This window comes from Aminobacter sp. P9b (genome assembly GCF_045345995.1).
GTDB classification, from domain to species: Bacteria; Pseudomonadota; Alphaproteobacteria; order Rhizobiales; family Rhizobiaceae; genus Aminobacter; species Aminobacter niigataensis.
On record NZ_CP150082.1, the window covers coordinates 2,608,791 to 2,621,770 of the forward strand.

12 protein-coding genes are annotated in these 12,980 nt (G+C 63.3%); 4 read left to right on the top strand and 8 right to left on the bottom strand.

Annotated features, from left to right (window positions below; translation table 11 throughout):
* Window positions 1-97: 97 nt before the first annotated feature.
* Complete coding sequence (locus WHT83_RS12885; RefSeq protein ID WP_108608649.1) at window positions 98-775, top strand: TIGR02117 family protein; 678 nt, start codon at window positions 98-100, stop codon at window positions 773-775.
* On the opposite strand, the gene WHT83_RS12890 is transcribed toward WHT83_RS12885, so the two are convergent.
* Window positions 730-1,953, bottom strand: a complete 1,224-nt coding sequence (locus WHT83_RS12890; RefSeq protein ID WP_406871376.1) for an FAD-dependent monooxygenase — start codon at window positions 1,951-1,953, stop codon at window positions 730-732. The two genes, WHT83_RS12885 and WHT83_RS12890, sit on opposite strands and share 46 nt — an antisense overlap.
* Window positions 1,954-1,969: 16 nt before the next feature.
* The gene (locus WHT83_RS12895; RefSeq protein WP_055978849.1) at window positions 1,970-2,218 is read right to left on the bottom strand and encodes a zinc-finger domain-containing protein; all 249 of its coding nucleotides are present in this window, start codon (window positions 2,216-2,218) and stop codon (window positions 1,970-1,972) included.
* A 206-nt stretch (window positions 2,219-2,424) separates the two neighbouring features.
* Between WHT83_RS12895 and WHT83_RS12900 the strand changes: the two genes are divergently transcribed.
* Both WHT83_RS12900 and ppx read left to right on the top strand, forming a co-directional pair.
* The gene (locus tag WHT83_RS12900; protein ID WP_108608646.1) at window positions 2,425-4,632 is read left to right on the top strand and encodes an RNA degradosome polyphosphate kinase; all 2,208 of its coding nucleotides are present in this window, start codon (window positions 2,425-2,427) and stop codon (window positions 4,630-4,632) included.
* Window positions 4,632-6,167: an exopolyphosphatase gene (ppx, locus tag WHT83_RS12905; RefSeq protein ID WP_183262117.1), complete on the top strand. Its 1,536-nt coding sequence runs from the start codon at window positions 4,632-4,634 to the stop codon at window positions 6,165-6,167. The genes WHT83_RS12900 and ppx overlap by 1 nt, the downstream gene beginning before the upstream one ends.
* On the opposite strand, the gene WHT83_RS12910 is transcribed toward ppx, so the two are convergent.
* From WHT83_RS12910 to WHT83_RS12925, 4 genes are all read right to left on the bottom strand, one after another.
* Window positions 6,160-6,573, bottom strand: coding sequence for a DoxX family protein (locus WHT83_RS12910; RefSeq protein WP_406871377.1), 414 nt, complete (start codon window positions 6,571-6,573; stop codon window positions 6,160-6,162). The two genes, ppx and WHT83_RS12910, sit on opposite strands and share 8 nt — an antisense overlap.
* 133 nt (window positions 6,574-6,706) lie before the next feature.
* The gene (locus tag WHT83_RS12915) at window positions 6,707-7,129 is read right to left on the bottom strand and encodes a DoxX family protein (RefSeq protein ID WP_108608643.1); all 423 of its coding nucleotides are present in this window, start codon (window positions 7,127-7,129) and stop codon (window positions 6,707-6,709) included.
* 117 nt (window positions 7,130-7,246) lie between these two features.
* Complete coding sequence (fumC, locus tag WHT83_RS12920) at window positions 7,247-8,644, bottom strand: class II fumarate hydratase (RefSeq protein ID WP_406871378.1); 1,398 nt, start codon at window positions 8,642-8,644, stop codon at window positions 7,247-7,249.
* Window positions 8,645-8,825: 181 nt separating this feature from the next.
* Complete coding sequence (locus WHT83_RS12925) at window positions 8,826-9,005, bottom strand: CsbD family protein (protein ID WP_183262114.1); 180 nt, start codon at window positions 9,003-9,005, stop codon at window positions 8,826-8,828.
* 129 nt (window positions 9,006-9,134) lie between these two features.
* Between WHT83_RS12925 and WHT83_RS12930 the strand changes: the two genes are divergently transcribed.
* Window positions 9,135-10,583, top strand: coding sequence for a patatin-like phospholipase family protein (locus WHT83_RS12930; protein ID WP_406871379.1), 1,449 nt, complete (start codon window positions 9,135-9,137; stop codon window positions 10,581-10,583).
* A 256-nt stretch (window positions 10,584-10,839) separates the two neighbouring features.
* Here the strand turns inward: WHT83_RS12930 and groL are convergent, their stop codons facing one another.
* A complete protein-coding gene (gene groL, locus WHT83_RS12935; RefSeq protein ID WP_108608640.1) occupies window positions 10,840-12,495 on the bottom strand; it encodes a chaperonin GroEL in 1,656 nt (551 codons plus the stop codon).
* 64 nt (window positions 12,496-12,559) lie between these two features.
* The gene (groES, locus tag WHT83_RS12940) at window positions 12,560-12,856 is read right to left on the bottom strand and encodes a co-chaperone GroES (RefSeq protein WP_018427182.1); all 297 of its coding nucleotides are present in this window, start codon (window positions 12,854-12,856) and stop codon (window positions 12,560-12,562) included.
* Window positions 12,857-12,980 lie beyond the last annotated feature (124 nt).

A 12,980-nucleotide genomic window follows, 5' to 3' on the forward strand; every position in this document is an offset into this window, starting at 1 on the left:
CGAAGCCCGGTCGTATTTCGGCCGGGCTTTTTTGTTGGAACCGGCAAAGAGCAGCAGGGATGTAGAGTCGTTGCGAAGAGCATTACGTCTTCTAGGCATGCTTGCCCTGCTGGTTGCCGCCGGTGTGGCGCTCGGTACCCTGGTGCCGAGGCCGCTGTTCGGCGGCGCTGCGGCAGGCGATGCAACGTCGCGCCACATTCTCGTTTTCACCAACCCGATCCACACTGACATCGCCGTGCCGATCGATGATGGCGTGCTGGAAAAATTCGACTTCCTGCTGGATGCCGGCATTCAGGCCGACCTGCCGGCGGCGCGCTATCTGGTGTTCGGCTGGGGCAGCAAGGCCTTCTACATCGGCACGCCGACATGGTCGGAGCTGAAGCCCGCGCCTGTGCTTGCGGCGCTGACGCTCGACAACTCGGTGATGCATGTCGACCTGGCCGGCGAAATAGCGCTGCCGCAACCCACGGTCAGCCGGTTCGACATCAGCGAGGCAGGTTTTGCCTCCCTGCTCGACTTCATCGACGGCAGCTTCGAGCGGGGCAGTGCGGGCGTTCAACGCATTCCCGGGGTTGCGTACGGTGCCTATGACGGCTTCTTCGACGCCAACGGCAAGTTCAACGCGCTTGCCGGTTGCAACACCTGGACAGCCGCCGCCTTGCGCCAGGCCGGACTGACGACCGGCTGGTGGAACCCGCTGCCTGCGACGCTCAACTGGTCTCTTGGCCTCTACAACCGGCCGTCGTCTTTCCAGCCGGGCGGGGTCCAGCCGTAAAGCCAATCCATGTCGGCTGCGAGGCTGTCCGGCGACTTGAGCTTCAGGAACAGGTTGCGTGCCATCGCCACCGGCCCGGCGGCATGCCAGGCAAGGCGGTTGAGCGCGCCGCGCCGCGCCACTTTCCGCACGCGCGGCTTCCGCAGCATCTCCCACTGCGACAATGCGTTGGCAGTGTTGGGTCCAGAGGCAACGGCGTCGGCCAGGGTGAACGCATCCTCGATCGCCATAGCCGCGCCCTGGGCGGCGAAGGGCGTCATCGCGTGTGCGGCGTCGCCGATAAGGGCGATGCCGCTTGGCGCGGTCCAGGGCCGGGTCGGGTCGACGGCGTGCAAGGGCCAGACCGTCCATGGCCCGGCTTCGTCGATCAGCCTGGACAGAGCAGGAGCCGTACCGCGCATGGCGCGTTTCAACGCATTGGCATCGGTCTCGCCCGACCATTGCTCGGCTATCGAGTTGCCCGGGGTGAATGCGGCGAGGTTGATCGCCGCCCCCGCCCGGATCGGGTAGGCGACGAGATGGAAGCCTGCGTGAAGATAGGTCGTCACCATGGCCGGGGAGCTCAGGGAGGCAAAATGCCGGCCGACGTCGCCATCGGCGGAAAGCGTCGTGCGCCAGGCCAGTTCGCCGGTGAAGCGGCTCTTTTCGTTGGGGCCGACAAGGCGCCGGCTCGACGACCAGACGCCATCCGCTGCAACCAGCAGCGCGGCCTGCTCGTGGGAGACGATGCCCGCTTGCGTGAGTGTTATCCTGTTGCCGCTTGCCTGTGCCTCGACCCCGCTGACGGTGGCGTCCGTCACGATCTCGATCAATGGGCTTTCCGACGCTCGTGCGAGCAGCGCGCTCTGCAGGTCGGCGCGGTGGGCGACCACATAAGGGGCTTTCCAGCGGCGCTCTGCGGCAGCACCCAGCGGCACACGCGCCCGTTCGCTCAGGGTTGCAGCATCGCGCAATACCACCGCCTCCGGTCGTACGGTCGACGGGCTAACCAGGTCGAGCACGCCAAGACGGTCGAGGATGCGGGTTGCGTTGGGGGAGAGCTGGAGCCCCGCGCCGACTTCCTCAAGCGCCGGCGAGCGTTCGAAAACGCGAACGCTAAAGCCGTGTCTTGCAAAGGCGATTGCTGCAGTGAGCCCGGCAATGCCAGCTCCGGCAACCACTATCTGCCGCGATTGCATGACCGCGGCTTGCGGGTCAGGCTGCGCGGTCGACCACGTAGAGGCAGCCTTGCGGCAGTGTCTCGGTGGCCTTCAGCTTGGACGAGTAGCGATAGAGCGTCGAGCAATAGGGGCAGACCTTTTCGGCATCGGCGCCCATGTCGAGGAACACATGCGGATGGTCGAAGGGCGGGTTGGCGCCCACGCACATGAATTCCTTCACGCCGATTTCGATCACGGCATGTCCAGCATCGTTCTGGAAGTGGGGGATGGAGCCGCCGGCCATGGTGTTTTTCCCTTCTGAGGAACTGCGCGCATGAATGCCATGGCGTCTTTGGCGCGTCCACAGGGCGCGCGACGCCGTTATTCGACAGCGTTTGTATCATAAGCGGCGGGTTTGCAAGATGCTGAAATGAAACTGTCGCAATTGCCTGTCAGAGGATAAGTTGAGCCGGATAAGCGGCGGAACGCGGCAGTGGGGAAGGTTTGCATATGAATCAGTTGAAGCCGGTCCATACCGATTTCGTCAACGACAAGTCGCCGACCGGCGCAATCGACGGCAACCCCGACCGCTTCGTCAATCGGGAGTTCTCCTGGTTGCAGTTCAACCGGCGCGTGCTCGAACAGTCGCAGAACCCGAACCATCCGTTGCTGGAGCGCGTCCGCTTCCTGTCGATTTCGGCCGGCAATCTCGACGAGTTCTTCATGGTCCGCGTCGCCGGTCTTGCCGGCCAGGTGCGCGAAGGCATCACCGTCCGCAGTGCCGACGGGCGCACCCCCGAACAGCAGCTCAATCAGCTGTTGCTCGAGGTCGAACGGCTTCAGGAAGACCAGCAGAAGAGCCTGTCGAGCCTGATGGAACTGCTCAAGCTCGAGGGTATCGAGAGCATAGCGGCGGCCGATCTCGGCAAGGACGAAAGGAAGTGGCTCGAGGACCACTTCATGGAGCAGATCTTCCCGGTACTGACGCCGCTGTCGATCGATCCGGCACATCCGTTCCCGTTCATTCCCAATCTTGGCTTCTCGATCGCGCTGCAGTTGCGTCATCGCAAGAGCGGCGAGGAGATGACGGCGCTGCTGCGCCTGCCGGTGGCGCTGAAGCGCTACATCAGGCTGCCGGACCGCAAGCGCTCTGTGCGTTTCATCCCGATCGAGGAGACGGTGAACCTGTTCATCGGTAAGCTTTTCCCCGGCTACGAGGTCAAGGGATCGGGCACGTTCCAGATCATTCGGGACAGCGATATCGAGGTCGAGGAAGAATCCGAGGATCTTGTGCGGCTGTTCGAGACCGCATTGAAGCGGCGTCGGCGCGGCTCGGTCATCCGCATTGAGTTCGACAGCCAGATGCCATCCCAACTGCGCGATTTCGTTGCCGGCGAACTGGGCGTTTCGGCGAGCCGCATCAGCGTCCTCAGCGGCCCGCTGGCCATCAGCCAGATTTCCGAGATCGTCGCCGTGCCGCGCGACGACCTGAAGTTCCCGCCCTTCAATCCGCGTTTTCCCGAACGCATCCGCGAGCATCGCGGCGACTGTTTCGCTGCGATCCGCGAGAAGGACTTCGTCGTCCACCACCCCTACGAATCGTTCGACGTGGTGGTGCAGTTCCTGCGCCAGGCAGCGATCGATCCCGAGGTCGTGGCGATCAAGCAGACGCTCTACCGCACGTCCAACGACAGCCCGATCGTGCGCGCCCTTGTCGACGCCGCCGAGGCCGGCAAGTCGGTGACCGCACTGGTCGAGCTCAAGGCTCGCTTCGACGAGGAGGCCAACATCCGCTGGGCGCGCGATCTCGAACGCGCCGGCGTGCAGGTCGTGTTCGGCTTCCTGGAGCTCAAGACCCACGCCAAGATGTCGCTGGTGGTCCGCCGCGAGGACGGCCGCCTGCGCAACTACGTCCATCTCGGCACCGGAAACTACCACCCGATCACCGCGCGCATCTACACCGACCTGTCGTTCTTCACCACCGATTCGGCGATCGCGCGCGATGTGGCGCAGATCTTCAACTTCATCACCGGCTACGCCGAGCCGGCGGACGAGATGTGCATCGCCTTGTCGCCCTATACGCTGCGCAGCCGCATCCTCAAGCACATCGCCGACGAGGTCGAACATGCCCGCGCAGGCCGGCCGGCACAGATCTGGATGAAGATGAACTCGCTCGTCGATCCTGACGTGATCGACGCGCTTTATGACGCGAGCCGCAGCGGCGTCGAGATCGACCTCGTCGTACGCGGCATCTGTTGCCTGAGGCCGCAGGTGCCCGGACTGTCGGAGAACATCCGCGTCAGGTCGATCGTCGGCCGCTTCCTCGAGCACAGCCGCATCTATTGCTTCGGCAACGGCCACGGCCTACCTTCGGACGAAGCCGTGGTCTATATCAGCTCGGCTGATCTGATGCCGCGCAACCTTGATCGCCGTGTCGAATGCATGATCCCGATCGCCACGCATTCGACCGTCCACGAGCAGGTGCTTGGGCAGGTGATGCTTGGAAACATCATGGACAACCAGCAAAGTTTCGAAGTATTGGCGGATGGTACCTCGCGCCGGGTGACGCTGGACGAGGGCGAAGAGCCATTCAACGCGCAGGAATATTTCATGACCAATCCGAGCCTGTCCGGACGGGGTGACGCGCTGAAGTCCCATGCACCCAAACGCATCGCCCAGTTCAAACGTCGCAAGAAGGCGGAGGCGGCGGCCAGCTGATGGCCGAGCTTTCGCAGGGCCGGCTCAAGGACCGCCGACCGCTGTCGATCATCGATATCGGCTCGAACTCCATACGTCTCGTCGTCTATGAGGGCCTGGCGCGCTCGCCGACGCTTCTGTTCAACGAAAAGATGCTGGCTGGCCTTGGCCGCGGCATCGTCTCGACTGGGAAGCTCGATCCGGAGGGCGTGACCCGCTCGATGGAAGAGTTCCGGCGCTTTCGCGCGCTGTCCGAGCAGTCGGGCGCGGAGAAGATGTATGTGCTGGCGACCGCTGCCGCCCGCGAGGCCATCAACGGCCCTGATTTCATCGAGCGTGCCGAACGCGTGCTCGGCACCGAGATACAGGTGCTTACTGGCCGCGAGGAAGCGCATTTTTCGGCGCTGGGCGTGATCTCCGCCTTCCACCCCGCCGACGGCATCGCCGGCGATCTTGGCGGCGGCAGCCTCGAACTGGTCGACGTCAGAGGCGAGGACATCGGCGACGGCATCACGCTTCCGCTGGGCGGACTGCGTCTCCAGGACATGGCCAAGGGTTCGCCTGTCGTGGCAGCCAAGATCGCCCGCACCGAGCTGATGCGTGCCAAACTGCTCAAGGGCGGACAAGGCAGGACCTTCTATGCCGTTGGCGGCACCTGGCGAAACCTCGCCCGGCTGCACATGGGCGTCACCAACTATCCGCTGGAGGTGATGCATCACTACCAGCTCGACCCCGCCAGTATGATCCCGTTTCTCAAGCAGGTGGCACGCGGCGACGTCGAAAAGCTCAAGGGCATCGAGGGCGTGTCGAAAAACCGCCGCACGTTGCTACCTTATGGTGCCGTGGTGCTTCAGGAAATCATCGCCGCGATGGAGCCATCGAAGATTGTCGTGTCGGCACTTGGCGTGCGCGAGGGCTTTCTGTTTTCGCTGCTCGATGAGGAAGTACGTCGATCCGATCCACTGATCTCGGCGGCCGAGGAACTGGCGGTCCTGCGCGCACGTTCGGTGCGCCATGCCCGTGAATTGACCGAGTGGACCAAGCAGGCATTCGCTGCCTTCGGCATCGATGAGACCGAGGAGGAGGCGCGATATCGCCATGCCGCCTGCCTGCTTGCCGACATCGGCTGGCGCGCGCATCCCGAATATCGCGGCCGGCAGTCGCTCAACATCATCGCACACGCTTCGTTCATCGGCGTCGACCATCCCGGACGTGCATTTCTGGCCCTGGCAAATCTGTTCAGGCATGATGGCGTCTTCAACGACAGCTTCGCGCCGGAACTGAAGGAGCTGGCGACGCCGCGCTATCTCGAACGGGCGCGCATCCTCGGGGCGATGATGCGCGTGGTTTATCTGCTCTCTGCCTCGATGCCCGGTGTCATGCCCAAGCTGCGCTGGGAAGATAGGGGCGGGGGCGTGCTGGCGCTGGTCATCCCTGCTGAATTTGGTCAGCTCTATGGCGAGCGTCCTGCGGGCCGGCTGGCACAACTCGCCAAGGTTACCGGCCGCAAGCTGGTGCTGGCGGTCGAGGACGGGCCAAGTACCTCGGTCAAATAGCCTGGCGTCGGAGCATGCGATCGAGCGAGATCGCCCCGGCGCCTGCCACAGATAGCGCCAGCAAGCCGCCTGCCGTGGCGATGTCCTTCATCAGCGCCTGCTGGTGCATGAAAAGCAGTGCCGGGTCGTCGCCACCCTGGCCGAAGTGGCCGATGAAACCCGCAGACAATGCGAACGCCGCAAGCAGTGGCGCGGCGATGCGGGTTTGGAAGCCGACCAGGACCAGCGCGCCGCCAATCAGCTCGAACAGTCCGACACCCAACGCGACCAATGTCGGCAGCGGAAAGCCAAGTCCGGCAAAGTAGCTGGCGGCGCCGGCGACATTGGACAAGGTGCTGATGCCGGCCGGTACGAACAGTGCCGCAATCAGCAATCTCGCAAGCAGCAACGACGCGTTCCCGAGCATTGGCGCACCCTCGATGGTCCGCCGAGAATGCGCCCGCATTCTTGCAAAGTCATCACATCGCGCCGCGGCGGTATTGGCGCACAAAAAAGCCCGGGACAAGCCCGGGCCATTCCTTGGGAGGAATTTATAAAACTTAGCTGCGACGGCCGTCGATCGACAGTGCGCCGGCGCCGAAGGCGGCGAGCACGAACAGGCCGCCGGCAATCGCCAGGTTCTTCTGCAGGAACATCATCTGGACCTGATCGGCGAAGTCGGTGTGGGCGATAGCAGTTGCGGCCAGCGTGAAGACGCCGAGCAGGATGGCGGCGATGCGGGTCTGGAAGCCGACCAGGACGGCGATGCCACCGACCAGTTCAACCAGGCCGACAACGACCGTCGTTACGGTCGGAGCGGGCAGGCCGATGCTGGCAAACCAGCCGGCGGTGCCGGAAATGGCGGTTAGCTTGGCAAAGCCGGCGAGGATGAAGATGACCGAAAGCAGGACGCGGCCTGCGAGGATAAGGGCCGAGGCGTTGCCGCTGACAGCCTTTTCAGAAGCGATGGAAGCGTTGGACATTGGGGTGGGGCTCCGTTGAATTTCGATGCCCCACACCTAACGGATTTCGACTGTTCACTAAAGGTGCGAATGTGTCGACAGATCGTTCACTAATGGAATGAATTTGCGCTGGGCACCTCAACCCGGGCGGGTCATGTCCTCAGGACGGACGATGCGGTCGTAGTCGTCGGCGCTAACCAGGCCGGTTGCGAGGGCCTCCTCGCGTAGGGTGGTGCCGTTCTTGTGCGCGGTCTTGGCGATCTTGGCGGCGTTGTCGTAGCCGATGGTCGGCGCCAGGGCTGTGACCAGCATCAGCGAACGGTCGAGGGCAGCCTTGATGTTGTCCTCGCGCGCCTCGATGCCGACGACGCAGTTGTCGGTGAACGAGACCGCAGCGTCCGCCATCAACTGCACCGACTGCAGGAAGTTGTAGGCCATGACGGGGTTGTAGACGTTGAGCTCGAAATGGCCCTGGCTGCCGGCAAAGGTCAGCGCTGCATTGTTGCCGAAGACCTGGACGCAGACCTGGGTCAGCGCCTCGCACTGGGTCGGGTTGACCTTGCCCGGCATGATCGACGAGCCGGGCTCGTTTTCGGGCAGCGCCAGCTCGCCGAGGCCCGAACGCGGGCCCGAGCCGAGGAAGCGGATGTCGTTGGCGATCTTGAACAGGGAGGCGGCGGCCGCGTTGATGGCGCCGTGCGAGAAGACCATCGAGTCGTGTGCGGCAAGCGCTTCGAACTTGTTCGGCGCTGTGACGAAAGGCAGGCCGGTGATGGCCGCGATTTGCTCGGCCACCTTCTCGGCAAAGCCGATCGGCGCGTTGAGGCCGGTGCCGACGGCGGTACCGCCTTGGGCCAGTTCCTGCAGGCCCGGCAGTGTCAGTTCGATGCGCTTGATCGACGAGGCGACCTGCGCGGCATAGCCGCCGAATTCCTGGCCAAGCGTCAGCGGCGTCGCATCCTGGGTGTGGGTGCGGCCGATCTTGATGATGTGGTCGAATTCGCGTGCCTTCTTGTCGAGGGCGGCATGCAGGTGCTTCAGCGCCGGCATGAGGTCGTGGACGATGCGCTCGGCGCAGGCGATATGCATGGCCGTCGGGTAGGTGTCGTTCGACGACTGGCTCATGTTGACGTGGTCGTTGGGATGGACCGGCTTCTTCGAGCCCATCTCGCCGCCCAGCATTTCGATGGCGCGGTTGGAGATCACCTCGTTGGCGTTCATGTTCGACTGCGTGCCCGAGCCGGTCTGCCAGACGACGAGCGGGAAGTGGTCGTTAAGCTTGCCGTCGATGACTTCCTGAGCGGCTGCCACCACGGTATTGCCGACCTTGGGGTCGAGGCGGCCAAGCGCCATGTTCGCTTCGGCGCAGGCGCGCTTGACGATGCCCAGCGCGCGTACGACGGAAAGCGGCTGCTTTTCCCAGCCGATCTTGAAATTGCCCAGAGAGCGCTGCGCCTGCGCGCCCCAATAGCGGTCGGAAGCGACCTCGATCGGTCCGAAGGTGTCGGTCTCGGTTCTGGTCTTCTGGGCTGTCACGATCAGGTCTCCGAAAATGTCGTTGCGGGCAACGGCCTATCGCGTTGCACCCAAGGCATCAAGCGGAGAATGGTCCGGTCGGGAAAGCTAATCGGTTCAAGTTGGAAGTCATTTCAGCTTGCACGCTCCGGGCATGAAAAAAGGCGGCCCAGCCGCCTCGTTTCCTATCGGTGAGCGTGGTTCACAGTGCCTTCTTGATCTTCTCTTTGGTATCGCCATAGGCCTTCTGCACCTTGCCGACGATCTTCTCGGCGGTGCCCTTGGCCTGGGTTTCCTTGTTGCCGCTGGCTTTGCCTGCTGCTTCCTTGACGGAGCCGGCAACCTGCTTGGCAACGCCCTTGACCTGGTCCTTGTTCACCATTTCGCATCTCCTGTGGCTGGTGCGACCTTCAACGCCCGGAACCGCCAAGGGTTCCGGCCGCCGATCCGTTGCGAGGGCATATCGATCCGGTTAGGTTCAGGCGGAAATCGAGTGCCAAGGGGGAGTTGCATGCGATTGGCATTTGGTCGTGTCCTTGCGATCGCTGCAGGTCTGTTGTCCGCGGGCTGCGTCGCGGACGATGTCGGCCCGATAAATGTCCTCACTTCGCAGGTCGGGCTTGCATCACCGGAGTTCATCCCCGATCCCGGCGACGACGGCTCGACAGTGGTCGGGCTGGCGTTCTCCGGCGGCGGCACGCGCGCTGCGGCCTTCGCTTATGGCGTGCTGCGCGAACTCGACGACATGGTCATCGATGAGAGCCCGGTCAGGCGCAGCCTCGTCGACGACATCCGCATGATTTCGGGTGCCTCCGGCGGCGCAGTTGCCGCGTCCTATTTCGGCTACAAGGGCAGGGACGACTATCGCGACTTCCGCGAAAAATTCCTCATCCAGAATGCCGAAGCCAATCTCAGGAAGTCGACTCTGTCGCCGGTAAACCTGATCCGCGCGCTCAATGGCGGGGTCAACGACCGCAATGGCTTTGCCAAATGGCTCGACGACAATCTCTTCAACGGCGCGACCTATGAGGATTTCAGGCGGCCGGATGGACCGATCGTCTGGATCAATGCCTCCGACATCTACAACCGCACGCCCTTCCTGTTCACCTATGACACCTTCGCCGCCCTGTGCAGCGATCTGGACAAGGTCAGGCTTGCCGACGCCGTTGCGGCTTCGGCCGCCGTACCCGTCGTCTTCGCTCCGGTCGTTGTTTCGGCCCTCAAGCCGGATTGCGGCTACCGCCAGCCGGAATGGCTGAGCCGGGCCCTCGCCGATCCCGATGCATCGGTCAGGCTCAAGGCCTATGCCGGCGCCATCCGGTCCTACCACGAGACCGACAGCCTGGATTACGTCAAGCTGCTCGACGGCGGGCTGACCGACAATCTCGGCATCACCGGCTTTACCATCGAGCGTTCAGCCGCCGGCACGCCCTACGGCCCGCTTTCGCCGGCTGCCGCGGTCAAGCTGCGCAAGCTGCTGTTCATCGTGGCGGACGCCGGCCGCGCTGCAGAGGTCAACTGGGGCGACACGATCAGGGGCCCAAGGCTTGGCAATCTGCTCGAAGCGGTCACCGAGACGACAATGGCGGCCTTGGTGCGCGACCAGCTCGACGCGCTCACATTCGCTGTCGGCGAATGGCGTGGCGAACTCATCCGTTTTCGATGCGGCCTGTCTGCCGAAGCGGTACGGCGTCACCGCGGCTCCCTGGCCGGCTGGAATTGCAGGGATGTGCAGTTGGTGGTCGAGCACCTTTCGTTCGGCGATCTCGACACGTCGCAGCAGGCCAAGCTCAACCGCGTACCGACCCGGCTGAGCTTGCCGGTCGATCAGGTCGACCTGACGATCGCGGCCGGCCGCGAAGCACTTCGGGTCAATGGCCCGCTGCAAAGGGCTGTTGCCGAGATACGCATGTCTGCGGGTGTTCGCGAACCGCTGGCGATGGCATCCGGCGCGCGCTGATCGCTCCAGGCACAAAGCTGGCCGTTCACAGGCACAAAAGAGAACGCCTCCCGCACCTGTTGAAGTGCTGGAGGCGTCCTGTTTGTCCTTTGGTTTTCCTTCAGGATTGCTCCATCCGGACGTGCCTCGGACAGGTTCAAAACGTCGACATCCGGAAAAGGTTCCGCCTGATTGTAAATTTCTTCTGGAATCTTTGACGCAACGAAAAAGGGCGCCCGAAGGCGCCCTTTCCGTAAGCTTGAGCCAGATGGCTGGATTAGAAATCCATGCCGCCCATGCCGCCCATGCCGCCGCCGCCCATGCCGCCAGGCATGCCGCCGCCAGCCGAGTCCTTCTTCGGAGCTTCGGCGATCATGGCTTCGGTGGTGACGAGCAGGCCGGCAACCGAAGCTGCGTCCTGCAGAGCGGTACGAACGACCTTGACCGGATCGACGATACCGAAAGCGATCATGTCGCCGTATTCGCCGGTCTGGGCGTTGTAGCCGAAGGTAGCCGTCTTGTTCTCGAGGATCTTGCCGGCAACGATCGAAGCCTCGGCACCAGCGTTCGAAGCGATCTGGCGGGCCGGAGCCTGCAGAGCGCGACGGACGATGTTGATGCCGGCGGCCTGGTCGGAGTTCTCGCCGGTCGCCTTGATGGCGAGCGAAGCGCGCAGCAGAGCCACGCCACCGCCAGGAACGATGCCTTCTTCAACAGCGGCGCGGGTTGCGTTCAGCGCGTCGTCGACGCGGTCCTTGCGCTCCTTGACCTCGATCTCGGTCGCACCGCCGACGCGGATGACGGCAACGCCGCCTGCCAGCTTGGCGAGACGTTCCTGCAGCTTCTCCTTGTCGTAGTCCGACGTGGTCTCTTCGATCTGCTGCTTGATCTGGGCGACGCGGCCCTGGATCTCTGCCTTCTTGCCGGCGCCGTCGACGATGGTGGTGTTCTCCTTGGAGATCGACACCTTCTTGGCGCGGCCGAGCATGTTGAGGCCGACGTTCTCGAGCTTGATGCCGAGGTCTTCGGAGATGACCTGGCCACCGGTCAGGATGGCGATGTCTTCCAGCATGGCCTTGCGGCGATCGCCGAAGCCCGGAGCCTTGACGGCAGCGATCTTCAGGCCGCCACGCAGCTTGTTGACGACGAGCGTGGCCAGAGCCTCGCCTTCGACGTCTTCCGAGATGATGAGCAGCGGCTTCGAGGTCTGCACGACGGCCTCGAGGACCGGCAGCATGGCCTGGAGGTTCGACAACTTCTTCTCGTGCAGGAGGATGTAGGCGTCTTCGAGGTCAGCAACCATCTTGTCGGGGTTGGTGACGAAGTAGGGGCTGAGGTAGCCGCGGTCGAACTGCATGCCTTCGACGACTTCAAGCTCGGTCTCGGCGGTCTTGGCTTCTTCAACCGTGATGACGCCTTCGTTGCCGACCTTCTGCATCGCTTCCGCGATCATCGAGCCGATTTCCTTCTCGCCGTTTGCCGAGATGGTGCCGACCTGCGCGACTTCTTCCGAAGTCTTGATCTTCTTCGAGCTCTTGACGAGGTGGGTGACGACTTCAGCCACGGCCAGGTCGATGCCGCGCTTCAGGTCCATCGGGTTCATGCCGGCGGCAACGGCCTTGTGGCCTTCCTGAACGATCGACTGGGCCAGAACGGTCGCGGTCGTGGTGCCGTCGCCGGCGATGTCGTTGGTCTTCGAAGCAACTTCGCGGACCATCTGCGCGCCCATGTTCTCGAACTTGTCTTCAAGCTCGATTTCCTTGGCGACGGTGACGCCGTCCTTGGTGATGCGCGGGGCGCCGAACGATTTGTCGATGACGACGTTGCGGCCCTTGGGGCCGAGGGTCACCTTGACCGCGTCGGCGAGGATGTTGACACCGCGCAGCATGCGCTCGCGGGCGTCGCGGGAGAATTTTACTTCCTTGGCAGCCATTTTAAGCTCCTCGATGGGCCTTGGAGGCCCGAATTTCAGATTGGATGGTGCGGATGGGTGGCGATTAGCCGATGATGCCCATGATGTCGGATTCCTTCATGATCAGAAGGTCTTCGCCATTGAGCTTCACTTCGGTGCCCGACCACTTGCCGAACAGCACGCGGTCGCCAGCCTTGACGTCCAGCGGAACGAGCTTGCCGGCTTCATCGCGCGCGCCAGAGCCGACGGCGACGATTTCGCCTTCCTGCGGCTTTTCCTTGGCCGTATCGGGGATGATGATCCCGCCGGCGGTCTTGGATTCGGATTCGACCCGGCGAACGACCACGCGGTCATGAAGCGGGCGGAACTTCGACTTTGCCATTTGAACTTCCTCGGTGGACTGTTGAGAACCCTCGGTCCGGTCTGGCCGGACTTGGTTAGCACTCACTTCAGGCGAGTGCTAACGTGACGGTGAGATAGTCTGTCGCCCTTTTACTGTCAAGGGA

Coding starts and splice junctions, on each gene's coding strand:
- WHT83_RS12930 (WP_406871379.1), top strand. CDS start 9,135: ATGCGATTGGCATTTGGTCGTGTCCTTGCGATCGCTGCAGGTCTGTTG.
- WHT83_RS12890 (WP_406871376.1), bottom strand. CDS start 1,953: ATGCAATCGCGGCAGATAGTGGTTGCCGGAGCTGGCATTGCCGGGCTC.
- WHT83_RS12910 (WP_406871377.1), bottom strand. CDS start 6,573: ATGCTCGGGAACGCGTCGTTGCTGCTTGCGAGATTGCTGATTGCGGCA.
- groL (WP_108608640.1), bottom strand. CDS start 12,495: ATGGCTGCCAAGGAAGTAAAATTCTCCCGCGACGCCCGCGAGCGCATG.
- WHT83_RS12925 (WP_183262114.1), bottom strand. CDS start 9,005: ATGGTGAACAAGGACCAGGTCAAGGGCGTTGCCAAGCAGGTTGCCGGC.
- WHT83_RS12885 (WP_108608649.1), top strand. CDS start 98: ATGCTTGCCCTGCTGGTTGCCGCCGGTGTGGCGCTCGGTACCCTGGTG.
- WHT83_RS12895 (WP_055978849.1), bottom strand. CDS start 2,218: ATGGCCGGCGGCTCCATCCCCCACTTCCAGAACGATGCTGGACATGCC.
- ppx (WP_183262117.1), top strand. CDS start 4,632: ATGGCCGAGCTTTCGCAGGGCCGGCTCAAGGACCGCCGACCGCTGTCG.
- WHT83_RS12900 (WP_108608646.1), top strand. CDS start 2,425: ATGAATCAGTTGAAGCCGGTCCATACCGATTTCGTCAACGACAAGTCG.
- WHT83_RS12915 (WP_108608643.1), bottom strand. CDS start 7,129: ATGTCCAACGCTTCCATCGCTTCTGAAAAGGCTGTCAGCGGCAACGCC.
- groES (WP_018427182.1), bottom strand. CDS start 12,856: ATGGCAAAGTCGAAGTTCCGCCCGCTTCATGACCGCGTGGTCGTTCGC.